The following is an 18,496-nucleotide window of genomic DNA, read 5'->3' on the forward strand; positions in this document are numbered from 1 at the left end:
CCTACTCCCGGGCGCCTTCCAGCGCGCCGCGCTGCGCCACTCGCTTCGCGAAGGCGGCGTCGACAGCGTCCGCGAACGCGGCCAGCGACGGGAACTCGAGCGCGGGGGTCACCGTGACGCGAGGGTCGGGAGTGGCGCCCCAGCCCGGCCGGTCGTGGCGCCGGTTGATCCACACGCCCGGGATCCCCTTCTGCGCCGCCGGGACGTGATCGTGGAACAGCGACTGGGCGACGTGCAGCAGCCGTCCGCTCGCGCCGAGCCGCTCGACCCGGGTCAGCAGCGCGTCGAAGTTCGCCGGGTCGGGCTTGTAGCTGCCGATGTCCTGTGCGGTCAGCACCTCGTCGAACTCCACACCGAGCCGGGGGTTGCTGCCGGCGAACCCGTCGCGATGGACGTTCGAGAGGATGATGAGCGTGTAGTGCGCCTTCAGGCGCGCGAGCGCGGCGGCCGAGTCGGGGAACGCCGGCCAGTCCGGGACGGAGGCGCCGAGCGCGTCGGCGTCCTCGTCGCTGACCTCGAAGCGGAGGGCCGCACCGGTGCGCCGGAACGCCTCGCGGAGGACGTCGGGGTACAGGGTGGCCGGCGCTTCCGCCTCGACGGCGGCCTCATGCTCCGAGTAGGCGACGAGGACGTCCTCGTCGGTGATCGACGGGTCGGAACGGCGCGCCCACGGTCCGAGGACGGCGGCGATCCCCGCCTCCCAGTCGATGAGAGTGCCGTAGCAATCGAAGCTCAGTGCGTCGTAGTCGGTGAGGTCACGGGTCATGGTGCTCCTTCGTCGGTTGAGGGCGATGACGGCCTCGGCCCGGCCGGGAGGTCGATCACTCGTGCTCGGTGAGCGACGCCGTCAGGTAGCGCTCGGCGTCCCTGATGTGCTCCTCCCACAGGGTGAGCGCTGCGCCGGTGTCTCGGGACTGGAGGGCGGCGAGCAGGACGGCGTGCTCGTCGTAGAGTTCGGTCAGATCGGCGTAGCGGGAACGCAGGAGCCCGATCATCAGCCGCATCTCCGTCGCGAGCGCGTCGAACATCCTCGTCAGCCGGGGCGAGCCGGTCGCGGCGACGACGGCGGTGTGGAACCGCGCGTCGGCGTCCGGTCCGGCCTCCCAGCTGTCGCCCGCCTTCTTGAAGTCGGCGAGCGCCTCCTCGATCCGGGTCGTGCTCCGGGACTGCTGGGTGATGATCCGCACCGCTTCGAACTCGATGAGCCGACGGACGTCGTAGCTGTCTTTCACATCGGCGGCGGTGAACGTGCGCACTCGGGCGCTGCGCCCCGGCCGCCGCTCGAGGAGCCCCTCGGAGATCAGCCGGAGCACCGCGGTCCGGGCCGTGGGCCGGGCGATGCCGAGCTCCCGCGCGAGCACCGTGTCGCGAAGCTCCTGCCCGGCCTCGAAGGCGCCGCCGAACAACAGCGCGCGCAGGTGCGCCTCCGCCGCGTCGGCGACCGACAGGGTCGCGATCGGGGTCGTCGTCGCGATCCTCGCTGCCGGTGCGGTGTCTGGGTCGTTCGCCACGGTTTCGACTCCTCTACGCGCCGGCTGTCGCACGGTTATCCAGCCCGATCATTGTAAAACTGTATAACAGGCTTACAGAGTAAGCTAGTGCCTTCTCCGAGCGGATGGCCTCCGGCGCAGATCACCGCGCCAGCGTGATGCGGACGAGCGCCGTCTCCCCGAATCCCGTGAGGTATCCCCCGTCCGTGTCGTCGAGGAGGAGGGCGTCGCCGATCCGCAGCGGCTTGCCGTTGTGCCGAAGCGTCGGAGCGAGGGCGACGATGACCGTGACCTGGCCGTCGGCCGCTCTCCGGAGCGGCGTCGAGCCCACGACGTAGCGTCGCGCCATCGCTGCGGCGCCCGCGCTCCGGTCGATCATGACGTTGATGTCCTGCGCCGGCGTGCGAACGTTTCGCGCGGCGACGGAGGCCTCGCCACGGAACGAGAGGATGGAGTAGCGCGGCAGCCGCTTGAACTCGCCGTCGACCGCCAGCTCCATCCCGGCGCCGCTGATGGGCATGAGGATCCGGTCCATTCCGCGGAAACTCGAGAACGGCACATCGCGGTCGACTGTCGCCAGCGCGACTCGCCAGGACGGGTCCCCGCTCGCATCGACGGTCGGCGCGACGATGATGTCCTCGCTGACCCCGCAGGCGTTCTTCCACGGCCGGACTTCGCGCGAAGCCCGCGACAGCAGTTTCATCTTCCCTTCTCCTGTTCCGAGAGTTCGGCCGTCGCGCCGGCCGGGCCCCACGAAGACCCGCGGGCCGGCGCGACGAGCCGGGTGGCGGCAGCCCTAGTACGCTTGCCGCCGTTGTTCCACGAGGAGGTGGATGAGCGCGAAGCTTCCCGTGGTGGCGATGAAGTCCAATGCCGACCGGACGGCCGCGCCGACCTGTCCGTCCGCCTCGACGCGGTAGCCCCGGCCTCCGTACGCGTCCGCGAGCGTCGCGAAGTTCGGATTGCGCAGCTGCGTCCCAGAGACGCGACCGGGGTAGTTGCGCTCCTGGTGGGTGCGGATCGTGCCGTACTCCTGGTTGTCCATGACGACCACCAGCGGGCTGAGGCCGTACTGCGCCGCGGTCGCAAGCTCCTGGCCGTTCATCAGGAACTCACCGTCTCCGGCGATGCAGACCACCTGGCGGCCCGGGAAGTTGAGGCTCGCTGCGACCGCGGCCGGCACCGAGTAGCCCATCGACCCGTTGCCGGCGCTCAGCATCGAGGTGAAGGTCGCGGCCGGGAAGTAGCGGTGCGCCCAGTTCGTGTGCTCGCCCGCGCCGAAGGTGACGATGGCGTCGCGCTCCAGCAAGGGCACGAGGCTCGCCATCAACGTGTCCATCCGGGCCGGGCCCTCCGCCTCGCCGACGGCGGGGAGGTCGGAGAACGCCACTTGCTGCGCGCGGAGCTGGGACGTCCAGGCAGCCCACTCGGGCCGTGTCTGGATGTCGAACTCGACCAGATCGCGCACGAAGTGACCGGGACGGGCCACGATGTGCTGCGTCACGGCTCCGGACCGCCCGCGCAGCCGGGTGTCGATGGAGACGAGCACGTTCTCCTTGCTCCAGCCCTGCCGGGCGTGGAAGCCGCCGGTGAGCACGTCGCCGGGGACCGTGCCGACGTAGATCAGCAGGTCCGCCTGGTCCAGGATGTCGACGGTGGGCTTGGGCCGGCCGTAGCCGATCGGGCCGGCGTACGACGGCGAGTCGAAGGGGACGACCCCTTCGGTTCGCCACTCGGCGGCCGCCGGGATGTGGTGGCGCTCCAGCCAAGCCGTCAGCTTTTGCGTCGTATCGTCGTCCCAGTCGCTTCCGCCCGTGACGAAGAGCGGTCGCTCCGACCGTGCCAGGGCTCCCGCCAGCGCGATCCCGTCGCGGCGGGTGAGCCCGCCGCCCGCCACCGGGAGCTCGGGATGGCGCAGCCCGGGGATCTTCTCGGTCAGGACGTCCTCGGGGAGCCCAACGACGACCGGGCCCGGCCGGCCGGACCGCGCCGTGAAGATCGCCTCGGCGACCAGTTCGGCCGCGCGAGCCGCCGAGTCCAGGACGAAGACGGCCTTCGCGCCCGAGTCGAACCAGGCCTGGATGTCGAACTCCTGGAACGCCTCCCGTCCGCGATGCGCGGTGGGGATCAGCCCGACGAACAGGATCATCGGGGTCGAGTCCTGCCACGCGGTGTGCAGGCCGACATGCGCGTTCGCCGCTCCCGGTCCGCGGGTGACCATCGCGATGCCGGGCAGACGGCCGATCTTCCCCTCGGCCTCCGCCATGTAGGCGGCGCCGCCCTCGTGCCGGCAGACGATGGTGTCGATGGTCGACTCGTACAGGCCGTCCAGGACGTCGAGGTAGCTCTCCCCGGGGACGACGTACGCGCGGCGGATGCCGTGCTCCTCCAGCGTGCGGACGACGGCGTGTCCAGCGGTCTCGACCAGGGTCGGGATCGGTTGCGTCCGGGGTGCGATCGCTGTGTCCATCACCGTTCCTGCATGGGACTGTGCTCGACCATGGGGATGTGGAGTCCGCGTTCGCGGGCGATGTCGGCGGCGTGCTCGTAGCCGGCGTCGACGTGCCGCATGACGCCGGTGCCGGGGTCGTTGGTGAGCACGCGTTCGATCTTCTGGGCGGCGAGGGGGGTGCCGTCGGCGACGACGACCTGGCCGGCGTGGATGCTGCGGCCGATGCCGACGCCGCCGCCGTGGTGCAGGGACACCCAGGTGGCGCCGGAGGCGGTGTTGAGCAGTGCGTTCAGCAGCGGCCAGTCGGCGATCGCGTCGGAGCCGTCCTTCATCGCCTCGGTCTCCCGGTAGGGGGAGGCGACCGAGCCGGAGTCGAGGTGGTCACGGCCGATCACGATCGGGGCGGAGAGCTCCCCGGAGGCGACCATCTGATTGAACTTCAGCCCGGCGAGGTGGCGTTCCTTGTAGCCGAGCCAGCAGATCCGCGCCGGGAGGCCCTCGAAGTGGACCTTCTCGCCGGCCTGGGTGATCCAGCGGGCCAGTTTGTGGTCGTTCGGGAACAGTTCCAGGATGGCCCGGTCGGTGGCGGCGATGTCGGCCGGGTCGCCGGAGAGCGCCGCCCACCGGAACGGGCCGCGGCCCTCCTCGAACTGCGGGCGGATGTAGGCGGGGACGAAGCCGGGGAACGCGAACGCCCGGTCATAGCCGCCGAGCTGGGCTTCGGTGCGGATCGAGTTGCCGTAGTCGAAGACCTCGGCGCCGGCGTCGAGGAAGCCGACCATCGCCTGCACCTGCTTCGCCATCGACAGCCGCGCGGCGATCGTGAACGCCTCCGGATCGGCGGCGGCACGGTCGTGCCACTCCGCGACGGTGATGCCTTCGGGGAGGTAGCTGAGCGGGTCGTGGGCGCTGGTCTGGTCGGTGACGATATCGATCGGCACCCCGCGGGCCAGCAGTTCCGGGAAGACGGTGGCGGCGTTGCCAACCAGCCCGACCGACAGCGCCCGGCGCTCGTCCTTGGCGGCGAGGACCCGGGCGATGGCGTCGTCGAGATCGTCGGTGAGCTCGTCCAGGTACCCGTGGTCGACGCGGCGCTGCAGGCGGGTGCGGTCGACGTCCACGATCAGCACGACGCCGCCGTTGAGGGTGACGGCCAGGGGCTGTGCGCCGCCCATCCCGCCACAGCCGCCGGTCAGGGTGAGCGTCCCGGCCAGGGATCCCCCGAACCGCTTGTCGGCGATCGCCGCGAACGTCTCATAGGTGCCCTGCAGGATCCCCTGCGAGCCGATGTAGATCCACGAGCCCGCGGTCATCTGCCCGTACATGGTCAGGCCGAGCGCCTCCAGGCGGCGGAACTCGGGCCAGGTCGCCCAATCCCCGACCAGGTTGGAGTTGGCGATCAGCACCCGCGGAGCCCACTCGTGGGTGCGGAACACACCCACCGGCTTGCCCGACTGCACCAGCAGCGTCTCATCCGCCTCCAAGTCGCGGAGCGTCGCGACGATCGCGTCGTACGCCTCCCAGCTCCGCGCGGCCCGGCCGGTGCCGCCGTAGACGACCAGATCGTCGGGCCGCTCAGCCACCTCCGGGTCCAGGTTGTTCATCAACATGCGCAGCGGCGCCTCGGTCTGCCAGCTCTTCGCGCTGAGCTCCGTGCCGCGCGGGGCCCTGGTCGCTTCGCGGAGGGTGGTGGTGGTTTCGATCACGTCATCGGCCTTTCAGGATTTCTCTTCGACATGGTTCGCTTCCGCTCGCCGTATCGGCGGTCTACTTCAGGCCCTTGGCGTTCAGCCAATCGGTGGCGACCTTCTGGAAGGACTGACCGTTGGTGACCTTCTCGTTCAGCGAGATCAGCTCCTGGGTGGTGAGCTGGGCGGAGACGGCGTCGAGGGTCTTCTGGACGGTGTCGCTCGCCTTGCCCGCGGCGATCAGCGGGAAGACGTTCTGCGCTGCGAAGAGATGCTTGTCGTCCTCCAGTGCGACGAAGTGCTTCTCGTCCATCGACGGGTCAGTGCTGAACATGTCGGCGGCCTGGACCTGACCGTTGGCGAGGGCGGTGATCGTCAGCGGGCCGGCCTCGTCGAGGTTCTTGTAGCCGCCGAACGTCAGACCGTACACCGACTTCAAGCCGACCATCCCGGCCTGGCGGGTCTGGAACTCGGGGTTCCCACCGACGGTGAAGCTGCCGGCCACATCCTTCAGGTCGGAGATCTTCTTGAGCTTGTACTTGTCCGCGGTCTCCTGAGTGATGGCCAGGACGTCGCTGTCTTGTGCTGCGGACTGCTTGAGCGCCTTGAGCCCGGACGGGAGCTTCTTCTGCAGTTCGGTCATCACGTCATCCGGTGCGCTCGCGGTGGACTTCGGGTCGAGGTAGGTCAGCACGGAGCCGGAGTACTCCGGGATCAGGTCGATGGACCCGTCTTTGAGGGCTGGCATTGTGATCTCGCGCGCTCCGATGTTGAACTTCTCCTGGACCTTCACGCCTGCGCCCTGCAGGGCCTGGGAGTAGATCGCGGCGAGGGTCTCGCTTTCGGGATAGTTCAGCGAGCCGATGATGATGCTGTCCGAGCCGGACGTGCTGCCCGAGCCGTTGCTCAACGGGTCGCCGCCCGCTGCGCAGCCGGCGAGGGCGGTGACGGCTGTGACAGCGACGGCGGCCGCGAGGATGAGTCGACGGTTCATGGTGGAGAACTCCTTCGGGGTAGGGAAGTGCAAGGGGGTTCGGTGGCTGGATGGAGGGGTGGGCTGCCGGGTCCCGGGGCATGCCGGACACCGGCCTGACGCTGCGCGCCTGGTTCGATGGTTCAGAGGATCTGTGGGATCAGGGGGTGAGATCGAAGGCGATCGTCGCCGTCGAGGGCTCCGGCTTCGCCGAGGAGACGCGTGCGCGTCGGGTGCTCGTGCGACGCAGGCCCGGCGAGACGACCAGCCGACCCACCCCGACGAGGATGAGCTCTACGGCCAAGGCGACCGCTGCGACGACGATGGCGCCGCCGACCATCTCGGGGTAGTTGCTCGTGGCACCGCCGTCGATGATGAAGCGGCCGAGCCCGCCGAGGGAGACCACGGCGGCGATCGTCGCCGTCGAGATGATCTGCAGGAACGCGCTCCGGACGCCCGAGAGCATGAGCGGAAGCGCGCACGGGATCTGCACGTGCCACAGCACCTGACGGGTGGAGTAGCCCATCCCGCGTGCAGCGTCGACCGCGGCGGGGTCGGTCGCCTGGATGCCCGCGTAGGTGTTGGTCAGAACCGGCGGGATCCCGAGCATCACCAGCACGATGATCGTGGGGATCTGGTAGGCGAGGTCGTTGGTGAACGCGAGGGACACCAGCATGACGGCGAGGACGAGCACACCGATCGACGGGAGCGCCCTCAGCGTGTTCGCGATGCCCGCGATGAGGTTCACGCCCTTGCCGGTCACCCCGATGTAGACACCGAGCGGGAGTGCGATGAACATCGCAATGACCAGCGAGATCAGCGAGTACGCCAGGTGGACCAGGATCTGGACCGGGATGCTTCCCGGGCCGCTCCAGTTCGCCGGGTCGGCGAGCCAGCTCAGATAGTTCATGACGCACCGCGCATTCTGCGATTCCACGGGGTGAGACCGCGGATGGAGCCTTGGACCAGGAGGTCGAGCCCGAGCGCCAGCACGGCGCTCAGCAGGATTCCGATGATCACCGGAAGCATTTGGAAGACCTGCAGACCGTATGTGAAGAGCGACCCGAGCTGGGGGATCCCGATCAACGCCGCCATCGAGACCACACTGACGTTGGCGACGACGGCCACGCGCAGGCCGGCTCCGATGACCGGAACGGCGACCGGGAGCTGGACGCGGACCAGCCGCTGAGCGGCTGTGTATCCCATCCCGGTCGCGGCTTGCACCGCCTCCTCCGGAACGGAGCCGAGGCCGTCGGCGACGACGCGGACGAGGAGCGCAATCGTGTAGACGGTGAGCGCGATCACGACATTGAGCGGGTCGAGGATCTTCGTTCCGATGATCACCGGCATCAGGACGAAGAAGGCGAGCGACGGGATCGTGTAGAGCAGGGAGGATCCGGCGACGATGACGGGGAGCAGTTTGCGGTAGCGGTGGGCCAGCCAGCCGATGGGGAGCGCGATCGCCAGGCCGATGATGACCGGGATGATCGAGAGGTAGAGGTGGGACAGGGTGAGCTGGGCGATCCAGGCGAGGTTGTTCTGCAGCCACGCGAGCTGGGAGTTCATGCCGCACGTCCGCGATGGGCTTCGGCGGCGAGCTGCGAGGCGTCCTCGATGCTGACCGTCCCGAGGAACACGCCGCTCGTGTCGACCACGAGTCCGCGCCCGGTCGGTGACGAGAGGGCGGCGTCCAAGAGCTCGCGGAGCGACCCGTCGGCGCGCGCGACCGTGCCGCTCACGTCGACATCCTGCTCGCGGACGGGGCTCGCGGCGCGGGTCCAGCCGAGAGGACGCTCCCGGTCGTCCACGACGACATGCCAACCGTCCGTGCGCGGTGTGGCGCCCAAGCCGACGCGACTCTCGTCCGCGAGCCGGGCGACGGCGTCACCGATCGCGAACTGGAGCGAGCGGAAGCCGCGCCCGTTGCCGAGGAAGTCCGCCACGAAAGGGCTGGCCGGGCGCTCGAGGAGCCGCTGCGGTGTGTCGAGTTGGGCCAGGAAGCCGCCCTCCTGCAGAACCGCCACCTGGTCGCCCAGCTTGAGCGCTTCATCGATGTCGTGGGTGACCATCACGATGGTCTTGCCGATCTCCCGCTGCAGCCGGAGGAACTCGTCCTGCAGCTGATTCCGCACAATGGGGTCGACCGCGCTGAACGGTTCGTCCATGAGAAGGTATGGCGGATCGGTCGCGAGGGCCCGGGCGACCCCGACGCGCTGCTGCTGACCTCCGGAGAGCTGCCACGGGTAGCGCCGGGCGTGGTCGGCGGTGAGGCCCACGCGTTCCAGCAGCTCCATCGCGTTCGCTCGGGCGGGCGCCTTCTTCTCGCCCAGCAGGATCGGCAACGCGGCGACGTTGTCCAGCGCGGTGCGGTGCGGGAAGAGCCCCGCGTTCTGGATGACGTAGCCGATCTTCCGACGGAGCTGGACGTCGCCGAGGGTGGCAGTGTCGACACCGTCGAGCTCGATCGTGCCCGAGGTGGGGCGGATCAGCCGGTTGATCATGCGCAACGTCGTGGTCTTGCCACATCCGGACGGTCCGACCAGAACGGTCAGTTTTCCGGTGGGCGCCTCGAGGTTGAGACTGTGAACGGCGGTGGTGCCGTCCGGGTACTCTTTGGTCACATCTTTCAGACCGATCATTCGGTGCTCCTTCGCTCGAATGCTTGAGCCCTGTCGGGGACGCAGGGACTTCGTCGGTCTCGGCCGGTCTCAGCCGGCCGGGACCTCGTATGCTGCCTCCAGCTCCGCGACCGGCTCGCTTGCGTCGGCGCTGCGGGTGAGGAGGGCTGAGACGGACCCGGTCCTCTCGGCCAGTTCGTGGCCGAGCTTCTGGATCGTCGTCGTGTCGGCGCGGTAGGTGGGGGCGAGAAGGGACATCGCGGCGACCACGCGGCCGTTGGTGGTCACGGGCGCGGCGATGGCGGTCACATCGGGTTCGATCAGGTTCGATTCGACCTCGAACCCCGCCTCACCGAGGTGTCCCAGCAGAACCTGCCCTGCGGCAGACCCTGCGAGGGGGAAGGTGCGCCCGATCCAGCTGACGTGGCGGACGGAGGAGGTGCCTTCCGCCATGGCGACGTAGACAGCGGTGTCGTCCACACCCCGGATGCTCAGGTAGATCGACTCGCCAGTCGACTGGGCGAGCTGGTTCATCACAGGCTGGCACAGGCGGATGAGCTCGTCGTTGCTGAGGACGTGCGCCCCCAGCTGGATGAGACGCACACCCGGAACGTACGAGTTCGTGATGTCCCTGCGCAGGAACCCCAGTTGGGTCATCGTCCGGAGCAGCCGGGTCGCGGTGCTCGGAGACAGGTCGACGGCTCGGGCGGCCTCCACCATGGAGAGAGAACCCGCATCGCACACCGCGGCAAGAAGGTCGAAAGCACGCTCCACGGTGCGGGTGTTCGTCTCCACGTGCCAGACCTCCTCGTCGTCGCAGTGGCCGCCGAAACTCTCTCTTGTGGGAGAGGGGGCCGCTGTGCGTATTATCATCCCGCGGCAATGCGTTTTCGGCAAGTGCGAATTTCGAGATCTCGACGAGGAGGCCGGATGTCCCCGGACAGCAGGATGACGATTGAGATGATTCGGGCCATCGCCCGCGATCATGCGCCCGTCGCCGTGAGCGCCGACACGCGGGCGGCCGTCGCCGAGGCGCATCAGCGCATCGCGGGTGCATCAGGCCTCCGCGCATACGGGCGGACCACCGGGGTGGGATTCAATCGCACAACCGCGGTCCCCGCAGGCGACACGGAGCATGGGATGCGCTTGCTGCGCAGCCACGCAGTGGAGGTCGGCGCACCGATTCCCGGCGAACAAGTGCGGGCGATGCTCGCCGTCCGCTTGAACCAGCTGAGCATTGTCGGTTCGGGCATCCGCCCCGACATCCTCGACGGCGTCGCCGGGATGCTGAACGAGGACGCACTCCCGACCGTGCACGAGCTCGGCGCGAGCATCGGAACGGCGGACCTGTCCGCGCTGGCGCGCACAGCGCTCACCCTCACCGGCGAGCTCCCGGCGAGCCGCCCCCTGGCGCCGCTGGCCCCATTCGGAGCGGACAGCGCCCTCCCGTTCATGAGCAGCAGCGCCCTGACGATCGGCAGAGCCGCCCTCGCCGCTGCCGCATTCCGGCGACTGGAATCGGCCTCCATCGAGATCTTCGCGCTGACCGCCTTCGCTGTGGGAGCCAATGCCGAACACTGGTCCGCGCCCGCCGCGGAAGCCTCAGCCTCCGCAGGAGTTCGTGAGGTCTCGGCCCGGATCCGCCGCGTTTTCCGCACCCAGCGACTCCCCGAGCGCGCCCGGGTTCAGGACCCGTTCGGGATCCGCGCGTTCCCACTCGCGGCCGGAGCCCTGCACGATGCGATGGCCCGGGTCATCGAGACCGTCGAATCGCTCGCCTCGGTCGCGCAGGAGAACCCGCTGTTCGTCCTGGACGGTGAACACGTCGACGCAGTGCACCACGGCGGCTTCTTCCAGCTCGAGCTCGCCTTGGACATCGACGCGGCCCTCAACGCACTGGCCGCCAACGTCCCGCTGAGCACAGCGCGCGTCCGGATGCTGAACGACCCCGACTACACTCACCTCGCCCGGTTCCTCGCGTCCGGGCCTGACGGGTCATCGGGGACGATGATCGTCGAATATGTGCTCGCGGCGGCGGGCGCGGAGATCCGCGCAGCAGCGACGCCCGCCGCCAGCGGCACCACCGTCCTCTCCGGCGGCGTGGAAGAGGACGCGACGTTCGCGAGCCAAGGGGTGCTCCAGCTCGAGCGCGCCCTCGCCTCCTGGCGCACAGTCCTCGCCTCTGAACTGCTCCTGGCGACTCGGGCGCTCCGACAACGGGGCCAGCTCGATTCGATGTCCCCGGAGGTGCGCGCCATCATCGACTCCGAGCCGGAACTCGCGGCCGACGACACCGACCGAGACCTCCGCCCCGCGCTGGGGGCGTGTCTCACCATCCTCGACCGCTTGGGCGCCGCCCGCGCAGCGGACGACGAGTAGCCGCCGCGACGTCGAAGAGGCCGGACGAGTCGAGTACCGCCTAGAGCACCCCCGCCGGGATCTGCTGCGTGATGCAGTGCGGCCCGCCTCCGCCCGTCGCGACCGTTTCCGCGTTCACACCGACGACCTCGCGTTCGGGGTAGATCTCCTGAATCGCGCTGAGCGCATCCGCGACGTCGGCCCCGGAGTCCACCGGGACGATGACGGCGCCGTTGGCCAGATAGTGATTCGCGTAGGAGACCTCGGCGTCGAGCGGCGGGTCGAAGAGTTCGATCTGCAGCGGGCGCCCGAGGGCGTCCGTCTGGCCTTCGAGGGCCGCGAGGTTCGCGCGGGCACGGTCGTACTCGCTCGATTCGGGCGAGGTCGGGTACTCCAGGAAGATCCGTGCGGGACCCGCGTACTGGGCGACGCCGTCGATGTGGCCGTCGGTGCCGACGGGGCCGGTGTCGAGGCTGTGTCCGTACGGCAGCCAGATGACCTTCGAGGCGCCGAGATAGTCGTGCAGGAGCTCCTCGATCTGCGTGCGCCCCAGCGCCGGGTTGCGGTTGGGGTTCAGGAGGCACTGCTCGGTGGTGATGAGCGTCCCTTCGCCGTCGATGAAGAAGGAGCCGCCCTCCAGGATGAGCGGCGCACTGAACAGCGGGACGCCGAAGTGCGCGGCGACGCGGTCGGGGATGAGCGCGTCCTGGTCGTAGGGATGCCAGCGGTTGCCCCAGGAGTTGAACCCGAACTTGACGGCGACGACCTCGGCGCTGTCGTTGGTGAGGAAGATCGGGCCGGCATCGCGCGCCCACGAGTCGTCGGCCCCGAACTCCAGCGGCTCGACGCCGCTGCCGCAGAAGTTGCGGACGGTGGCGGCCTCGCCGGGCTGGCAGACCATGAACACCGGCTCGAAGGCCGCGATCGCGGAGGCGACGGCGGCGTACTCGGCGCAGGCCGACTCGTAGCGGTCGCCCCACATGCGCTGGCGAGCCGGCCAGATCATCAGGGTGGCTGCGTGCGGCGTCCACTCGGCGGGCATTCGGTAGCCCGCCGCGAGCGGCGTGAGGGGAAGAGTGGTCACGATGTCCTCCAGTTTGGATGTTATCCAATTTTGGATGACATCCAAATAAAGCGCAAGACCCGTGAGAACCCCGCTCTGGAGCTACGGGTTCACGCCGAGGATGCGCGCAGCGCCCACCTCGCACAACCGGAGAGCACGGTCCCGGTCGACGCGCTCCGACCCCACGGTCACCTGGATGGAGAGGCCGTCGATGAGGGCCGAGATCATCTCGGCGACGTCAGCGACATCATCGACCGGGAACGCGCCCCGGTCGCGTCCGTACTCGATCACCTCGATCAGGAGCTCGAACCAGCGCGACTCGAGCCGGTTGTGCTCGACCGACACCGTGTCGTCGAGCATCCCATTGGCCCAGACGTTCAGCCACAGCGCCCAGCCCTCGTCCTGGGCACCGTTGGCGGCCGACAGGCTGATGAGTTGCCGAAGCCGCTCGAAGGGGTCCTCGATCGCGGCGAGGCGGGCGCGCGAGGTCTCGATGAGCTCCTCCTCGCTGCGGCGGATCGCCAGCAGCAGCAGCTCGTTCTTGGAAGGGAAGTAGTAAGTGACATGGCCCGGCGTCATCTGGGCCCGCTCGGCGATGTCGGAGACCCGGACGTTCCCGTAACCGAGATCGGCGATGGCCTGCGCTGCGGCACGCAGGACGTTCTCCTCGCGCTGCTTGCCCTTGGTGAGACGGTCCACGTCAGCTCCTTCCCTCAGCCGCCGACTCCGGCTTCCTCGATGCTAGCGGCGGAGCCGTCAGAGCCTGGGCGCGGCGGCGAGCAGTTCCCGGGTGTAGTCCGCACCCGGCGCGGCGAAGAGCCCGGCGGTGTCCCGGTCTTCGACGATGCGCCCGTCCTTCATGACGATGACCCGGTCGCTGATGTGGCGCACCACCGACAGGTCGTGCGAGATGAACAGCAGTGTCAGTCCCAGCTCCGCGCGCAGCCTGGCCAGCAGATTGAGGATGGCCGCCTGCACCGAGACGTCGAGCGCCGCCGTCGACTCGTCGGCGATCAGCACGGTCGGCTCGACCGCGAGTGCGCGTGCGATCCCGACGCGCTGTCGCTGCCCTCCCGACAACCGGCGCGGCAGTGCCGTGATCGTGGAGGCGGGCAGCCCCACCATCTCCAGCAGCTCCCGTGCGCGCTCCCTCACGCGCGCCTTCGGCACCATGCGATGGAAGCGGAGGAGCTCCTCCAGCATGCGCCCGACCGTCATCGACGGGTTCAGCGAGGAGCTCGGATCCTGGAACACCATCTGCAGGCGACGCACCTGCTCCCGGCTGCGCCGCTGCCCGAGCCGCTCGCCCTCCAGCCGGAGCTCGCCTCCGATGCATGGGACGAGGCCGACGAGCGCTTTGGCGAACGTGGACTTCCCGGAACCGGACTCGCCGACAATGGCCACCGACTCCCCCGCCCGCAGGCTGAGCTCCCCGCCGTCCAAGGCCAGCGGCCCGTGATGCCGTCGGCTCCCATAGCTCACGGTGACCCCGTGGGCCTCGAGCACGAACTCCGATGGTCTGCGCGAACGCAGGGGCAGAACGGTCATGCGCTGATCTCCTCGACGACCTCGGCCCGGATGCACGCCGTCGCGCCGCCCGGAGCCGCCGCGAGCTCGTAGGGCGCGTGCGCGCACTCCGGCGCAGCGAACCGGCAGCGCGGCGCGAACCGGCATCCCACGGGAAAGGCCCGGGGGTCGGGCGGACTGCCCGGGATCGTCTCCAGCGGCTCGCCCGCCTCGACGGCGGACGGCGTGCACGAGAGCAGGCCGGCCGTGTACGGATGCTGGGGATGCCGGAGCACCTCCGCCGTCGCTCCGGTCTCGACGATCCTCCCGGCGTACATCACCGCGATGCGCTGGCTGATCTCGCCGATGACGGCGAGATCGTGCGAGACGAAGACCATCGCCATCCCGCGCTCCGCGCTCACGCGCGTGAGGAGCCTCAGGATCTGCGCCTGGATCGTCACGTCGAGCGCGGTCGTCGGCTCGTCGCAGAGCAGCACGTCAGGGTCGGTCCCGAGGGCGGCGGCGATCATCACACGCTGGCGCAGCCCGCCCGAGAGCTCGTGCGGCCACGCCCGTGCGTGTTCGGCGGCCCGGGGGATGCCGACATCGGACATGAGTTCGACGGCGCGGGCGCGCGCGGCGCGCAGCGAGACGCCGGTGTGGGTGCGCACGGCCTCCGCGATGAACTCCCCCACGCGCATGGTCGGGTTGAGCGCGAGCATCGGCTCCTGGAACACCATCGCGATGCGCCGGGCCGAACCGCGCTTCGCTCCCGGCCGGCCGATGAGCTCCACCCGGCCGCGCGCCGTGCCGTTCGCCGGCAGCACGCCGAGCACCGCCCGCAGCGTGAGGCTCTTGCCCGAACCCGACTCCCCCACGATCCCGAGCGTCTCGCCGCGCGCGACGCTGAAGCTGACGCGGTCCACCGGCGAGAAGGCCTCGCCACGGATGGTCAGGTCGACTGCCAGGTCCTGCACGACGAGCACCGGCTCGCTCATTCGCGTCCCCATGCTTCCACTCCTTCGCCGATCATGCTGAGGCCCAGTCCGAACACGACGATCACGAGGCCTGGGACGGTCGCGAGCCACCACTGCTCGCGGATGTAGGGCTGGCCTTCGGCGATCATCGCTCCCCACTCCGGCGTGGGCGGCTGGATGCCGAGACCGAGGAACGAAAGGGCGGCGAGCCCCAGAGTCGCCGCGACGATGTCGGAGGGCAGGTAGACCAGGCTCTGCCCGATCGAGTTCGGGAACGCGTGCCGCCAGAGCACCCGCTGGCGCGAGAAGCCGGAGACCTTCGCGGCGGCGATGTAGTCGGACTCGCGGACGCGGAGCATCTCCGTGCGCATCAGCCGCACGTACGCGACCCACGAGACCAGTGTCATCGACACCAGGATCGACACCGGTCCTGCGCCGAGCACGAAGACCAGCGCGATGACCAGGATGTAGCTCGGGAACGCCTGCACGAGGTCGGAGACCCGCATGACGAGGGTGTCGACCCAGCCGCCAAAGTAGCCGGCCAGCGCGCCGAGCACGGTGCCGACCACGGCCGGGAGAGCGGCTCCGAGGAAGCCGATCAGCAGGTCGATCCGCGCCGCCCAGATCAGGCGGGACAGCACGTCCCTGCCCAGCTCGTCGGTGCCGAGCAGGTGCTGCCACGATGGAGCCGCCAGCGCGTCGGTGACGTTCTGGGCGAGCGGATCGTACGGCGCGACGGCCGGGGCGAGCCCAGCCACGACCACGAACACGGCGACGATGCCGAGGCCCACCCAGACCATCGCCGGCGGCGGGACGCGCCTGCTGCGGGACGGCACGGCCACCGCGGCCGATGCGGGTGCGGCGGGGCCGGCGGGTGCCAGGGTCGTCATGAGTCCACCTTCAATCGGGGATCGAGGATCGCCGTGACCACGTCGGCGATCAGGTACACGAGGATGACCGCGATCGCGAAGACGATCGTGTAGCCCTGGATCAGAGGGATGTCGCGCTGCCTCGACGCCAGCACGATCCCCTGACCGAGGCCGGGCAGGGCGAAGGTGGTCTCGACGACGACGGCGCCGAAGAGCATGTAGCCGATGTTCAGGGCGAGGACCGAGACGGTGGGCGGGGACGCGTTCCTCAGCACGAAGCGCCTGGTCACCCGGGCCGAGCTGACCCCCAGGGTGCGAGCGGCCGTGATGTACTCCGACTCCCGCACGGCGATCAGACTCGCCCGCAGGCTGCGGATCTGCAGCGGCGCCATCGTCACGGCGAGGGTGATCGCCGGGAGGACGATCGAGCGGAGGTGGTCGACGGTGGTGTACCCGAAGCCGCCGACCGGGAACCAGCCGGTCGGCAGCGCGACGAGCAGCACCAGGATGATCCCCGTCCAGAAGGACGGCATCGCGAACAGCAGGAGGCCCGCGCCGCGAGCGCTGTGGTCGAAGACGCCACCCGGCTTGCGGGCGGAGGCGATCGCCACGGGAACCGAGAGGATCACGGAGAACAGGGCGGCGAAGCCGAGGAGCCAGAGCGAGACCGGCAGCCGCTCCGCGATCACCGCCGTCACCGGCTGCTGCGACTTGAAGGAGAAGCCGAAGTCACCGGTGAAGACGTTCGCGACGTAGTCGAAGAACTGCACGATCGCCGGCTTGTCGAGCCCCAGCTGCTGCCGCGCGATCGCGAGCTGCTCGGGCGATGCCCGCAGTCCGACGACGAGCCGGGCCGGGTCTCCCGGGGTGATCTTGAGCAGCAGGAACACCAGCAGGACCACGCACAGGGTCAGCGGGATGGCGTAGGCGACCCGGCGCAGGACGAACGCGTACCGGCCGGACACGATCAGCTCCCGCTCAGGGTGATGTCGCTCCAGTGGTACATGCCCCACGGCGTCGGCGCGAATCCGTGGACCCGCGCGGCGACCGCGTACAGCACCTGGAACTGGGCGAGGGCGGCGGCCGGGAGCTCGGTAATCCCGTCGTCCTGCACCTGCCGGATGATGCCCTTCTTGTCCGCCGCGGACGGCGCGGACGCGTACGCGTGGAACTGCGCCGTCACCTCGTCGGTCTTCACGCCGCTGAAGAGCCAGGAGGTCCCGCTGATCCAGGCGAGCGGATCGACGACATCGGGTGACACGGCTCCGTAGGACCAGAGGGTCAGGTCCGCCGTCAGCCCGTATGCGCGGTCGAGGAACGCGCCGGTCTCCAGCGGGCTCAGTTTGAGCTGGATGCCGAGCGGAGCGAGATCCTGCTTGAGGATCTGGGCCACGTCGTTGTCGCTCTGATTGGAGGCGTCGTACACGATCTCCAGGGAGGCCGGTTTCGTCGTGGCCTGCGCGAGCTCCGCCTTCGCCTTCTCCAGGTCGTGCGTGTAACCCGGGACGTCGGGGGCGGACCAGTTGGCGAGGCCTGACGGGATGATCCCCTTCGCCGGCGTCCCGTATCCCTTGAACGCGCCCTTCACGATCGCCGCGTAGTCGATGGCGTACGCGATCGCCTTCCTGACGTGGAGGTCGGCGAGCGCTGCGTGCGTGGTGTTGAAGCTCAGATGCTCGATCTGGCTGGACGGAAGGGCTTTCAGTGTCGAGCCGTAGATGCTCGCGTCCTGCGGGGCGAGGTACTGCGAGATGTCGGCCTGCCCGGACTGGAGCATCGCGGCGGCCTGGTTGGAGTCGGTGACGGTGTCGATGACGACGCGCTTCGCGCCGATCTTCTCGTAGTAGTGCGGGTTGGCGCTCAGGACGGTCTCGCCGCCCGTCGACCAGGAGTCGACCGCGTAGGCGCCCGCTCCGATCGGCTTCTGCCAGTACGCGTCCTCGGTCTTGCCGCCGAAGTCCTTCGGGAAGATCGCCGAGGAGCTCCAGGTCATCAGGACCGGCAGGATCGTGTTCGTGTCGGTCATGTGGAACACGACCGTGTGCGCGTCCGGAGAGGTGACGCTGCCGATGTCGCCGTACAGCGACCCGTAGTTCTTTCCCTTCGCCCAGACGCCCGCCGAGAAGATCACGTCGGCCGGGGTGACCGGGGTGCCGTCGGTGAACTTCACGCCGGGGCGGAGGGTGAACGTCCACGTCTTCGCCGCGTCGTCGTACGACCACTTCGTCGCGATGCCGGCGTCGACGTTGTGCCCGTCCGGGTTGGACTTCAGCAGGGGCTCCAGCACGTTGTCGAGCGTCTGGTAGGTCGCGTACGCCGCCGCCGAGTCGGGATTCCAGCCGTCGAACGACTCGGACCGGATCACGTGCAGGGTGTCGCCCGATCCCGCGCTCCCTGCGGAGCAGCCTGCAAGGCCGATGGAGCACAGTGCGACGGCGGTGAGGGCCGCCGTGATCGTCATGCCTCGTCGCATGAGAGCCTCTCGTTTAGGTCTAGGATTTG

18 protein-coding genes are annotated in these 18,496 nt (G+C 69.4%); 1 reads left to right on the plus strand and 17 read right to left on the minus strand.

Annotated features, from left to right (window positions below; genetic code table 11):
• Position 1 precedes the first annotated feature (1 nt).
• The 10 genes from HNR13_RS20195 to HNR13_RS20240 form a co-directional block, all read right to left on the minus strand.
• Positions 2 to 766, minus strand: a complete 765-nt coding sequence (locus tag HNR13_RS20195; RefSeq protein ID WP_179608649.1) for an HAD-IA family hydrolase — start codon at positions 764 to 766, stop codon at positions 2 to 4.
• A 55-nt stretch (positions 767 to 821) separates the two neighbouring features.
• The gene (locus HNR13_RS20200) at positions 822 to 1,511 is read right to left on the minus strand and encodes an FCD domain-containing protein (protein WP_179608651.1); all 690 of its coding nucleotides are present in this window, start codon (positions 1,509 to 1,511) and stop codon (positions 822 to 824) included.
• Positions 1,512 to 1,632: 121 nt separating this feature from the next.
• Positions 1,633 to 2,193 (minus strand): HutD/Ves family protein, encoded by a 561-nt coding sequence (locus HNR13_RS20205; protein ID WP_179608653.1) that lies wholly within the window; start codon positions 2,191 to 2,193, stop codon positions 1,633 to 1,635.
• Between the two features lie 93 nt (positions 2,194 to 2,286).
• Entirely contained in the window at positions 2,287 to 3,960 is a 1,674-nt protein-coding gene (locus HNR13_RS20210) for a thiamine pyrophosphate-dependent enzyme (protein ID WP_179608655.1), read from the minus strand.
• Entirely contained in the window at positions 3,960 to 5,648 is a 1,689-nt protein-coding gene (gene hutU / locus HNR13_RS20215; RefSeq protein ID WP_343063638.1) for a urocanate hydratase, read from the minus strand. Before hutU ends, HNR13_RS20210 begins: the two co-directional genes overlap by 1 nt.
• 61 nt (positions 5,649 to 5,709) lie before the next feature.
• On the minus strand, positions 5,710 to 6,624 hold the full coding sequence (locus tag HNR13_RS20220; RefSeq protein ID WP_179608657.1) for an ABC transporter substrate-binding protein: 915 nt from the start codon (positions 6,622 to 6,624) through the stop codon (positions 5,710 to 5,712).
• Between the two features lie 139 nt (positions 6,625 to 6,763).
• A complete protein-coding gene (locus HNR13_RS20225) occupies positions 6,764 to 7,513 on the minus strand; it encodes an ABC transporter permease (protein WP_179608660.1) in 750 nt (249 codons plus the stop codon).
• Positions 7,510 to 8,169 carry an ABC transporter permease gene (locus HNR13_RS20230; RefSeq protein WP_179608662.1) on the minus strand — a complete coding sequence of 220 codons (660 nt, stop codon included), beginning with the start codon at positions 8,167 to 8,169 and terminating at the stop codon, positions 7,510 to 7,512. Before HNR13_RS20230 ends, HNR13_RS20225 begins: the two co-directional genes overlap by 4 nt.
• Positions 8,166 to 9,242, minus strand: coding sequence for an ABC transporter ATP-binding protein (locus HNR13_RS20235; RefSeq protein WP_179608664.1), 1,077 nt, complete (start codon positions 9,240 to 9,242; stop codon positions 8,166 to 8,168). Before HNR13_RS20235 ends, HNR13_RS20230 begins: the two co-directional genes overlap by 4 nt.
• Positions 9,243 to 9,311: 69 nt before the next feature.
• On the minus strand, positions 9,312 to 10,016 hold the full coding sequence (locus HNR13_RS20240) for an IclR family transcriptional regulator (protein WP_343063639.1): 705 nt from the start codon (positions 10,014 to 10,016) through the stop codon (positions 9,312 to 9,314).
• Between HNR13_RS20240 and HNR13_RS20245 the strand changes: the two genes are divergently transcribed.
• Entirely contained in the window at positions 10,017 to 11,600 is a 1,584-nt protein-coding gene (locus HNR13_RS20245) for an aromatic amino acid lyase (RefSeq protein WP_343063640.1), read from the plus strand.
• A 40-nt stretch (positions 11,601 to 11,640) separates the two neighbouring features.
• On the opposite strand, the gene HNR13_RS20250 is transcribed toward HNR13_RS20245, so the two are convergent.
• From HNR13_RS20250 to HNR13_RS20280, 7 genes are all read right to left on the minus strand, one after another.
• On the minus strand, positions 11,641 to 12,663 hold the full coding sequence (locus HNR13_RS20250; RefSeq protein WP_218881279.1) for an agmatine deiminase family protein: 1,023 nt from the start codon (positions 12,661 to 12,663) through the stop codon (positions 11,641 to 11,643).
• A gap of 81 nt (positions 12,664 to 12,744) precedes the next feature.
• Positions 12,745 to 13,341: a TetR family transcriptional regulator C-terminal domain-containing protein gene (locus tag HNR13_RS20255; protein WP_179608668.1), complete on the minus strand. Its 597-nt coding sequence runs from the start codon at positions 13,339 to 13,341 to the stop codon at positions 12,745 to 12,747.
• Between the two features lie 57 nt (positions 13,342 to 13,398).
• Positions 13,399 to 14,190, minus strand: coding sequence for an ABC transporter ATP-binding protein (locus tag HNR13_RS20260; protein WP_179608670.1), 792 nt, complete (start codon positions 14,188 to 14,190; stop codon positions 13,399 to 13,401).
• Positions 14,187 to 15,158 carry an ABC transporter ATP-binding protein gene (locus tag HNR13_RS20265; RefSeq protein WP_179608672.1) on the minus strand — a complete coding sequence of 324 codons (972 nt, stop codon included), beginning with the start codon at positions 15,156 to 15,158 and terminating at the stop codon, positions 14,187 to 14,189. The genes HNR13_RS20260 and HNR13_RS20265 overlap by 4 nt, the downstream gene beginning before the upstream one ends.
• Entirely contained in the window at positions 15,143 to 16,015 is an 873-nt protein-coding gene (locus HNR13_RS20270; RefSeq protein WP_179608674.1) for an ABC transporter permease, read from the minus strand. The genes HNR13_RS20265 and HNR13_RS20270 overlap by 16 nt, the downstream gene beginning before the upstream one ends.
• Complete coding sequence (locus HNR13_RS20275; protein ID WP_179608676.1) at positions 16,012 to 16,959, minus strand: ABC transporter permease subunit; 948 nt, start codon at positions 16,957 to 16,959, stop codon at positions 16,012 to 16,014. Before HNR13_RS20275 ends, HNR13_RS20270 begins: the two co-directional genes overlap by 4 nt.
• A gap of 2 nt (positions 16,960 to 16,961) precedes the next feature.
• Positions 16,962 to 18,455 carry an ABC transporter substrate-binding protein gene (locus tag HNR13_RS20280; protein ID WP_179608678.1) on the minus strand — a complete coding sequence of 498 codons (1,494 nt, stop codon included), beginning with the start codon at positions 18,453 to 18,455 and terminating at the stop codon, positions 16,962 to 16,964.
• Positions 18,456 to 18,496: the final 41 nt, after the last annotated feature.

Origin of the sequence: Leifsonia shinshuensis (genome assembly GCF_013410375.1) — a bacterium.
Classification (GTDB): domain Bacteria; phylum Actinomycetota; class Actinomycetes; order Actinomycetales; family Microbacteriaceae; genus Leifsonia; species Leifsonia shinshuensis.

What these genes read in the sequence shown, in the direction of transcription:
- HNR13_RS20195 (WP_179608649.1), bottom strand. Translation starts at nt 766, where the DNA reads ATGACCCGTGACCTCACCGACTACGACGCACTGAGCTTCGATTGCTAC.
- HNR13_RS20205 (WP_179608653.1), bottom strand. Translation starts at nt 2,193, where the DNA reads ATGAAACTGCTGTCGCGGGCTTCGCGCGAAGTCCGGCCGTGGAAGAAC.
- HNR13_RS20210 (WP_179608655.1), bottom strand. Translation starts at nt 3,960, where the DNA reads ATGGACACAGCGATCGCACCCCGGACGCAACCGATCCCGACCCTGGTC.
- HNR13_RS20220 (WP_179608657.1), bottom strand. Translation starts at nt 6,624, where the DNA reads ATGAACCGTCGACTCATCCTCGCGGCCGCCGTCGCTGTCACAGCCGTC.
- HNR13_RS20225 (WP_179608660.1), bottom strand. Translation starts at nt 7,513, where the DNA reads ATGAACTATCTGAGCTGGCTCGCCGACCCGGCGAACTGGAGCGGCCCG.
- HNR13_RS20230 (WP_179608662.1), bottom strand. Translation starts at nt 8,169, where the DNA reads ATGAACTCCCAGCTCGCGTGGCTGCAGAACAACCTCGCCTGGATCGCC.
- HNR13_RS20235 (WP_179608664.1), bottom strand. Translation starts at nt 9,242, where the DNA reads ATGATCGGTCTGAAAGATGTGACCAAAGAGTACCCGGACGGCACCACC.
- HNR13_RS20260 (WP_179608670.1), bottom strand. Translation starts at nt 14,190, where the DNA reads ATGACCGTTCTGCCCCTGCGTTCGCGCAGACCATCGGAGTTCGTGCTC.
- HNR13_RS20265 (WP_179608672.1), bottom strand. Translation starts at nt 15,158, where the DNA reads ATGGGGACGCGAATGAGCGAGCCGGTGCTCGTCGTGCAGGACCTGGCA.
- HNR13_RS20270 (WP_179608674.1), bottom strand. Translation starts at nt 16,015, where the DNA reads ATGACGACCCTGGCACCCGCCGGCCCCGCCGCACCCGCATCGGCCGCG.
- HNR13_RS20280 (WP_179608678.1), bottom strand. Translation starts at nt 18,455, where the DNA reads ATGACGATCACGGCGGCCCTCACCGCCGTCGCACTGTGCTCCATCGGC.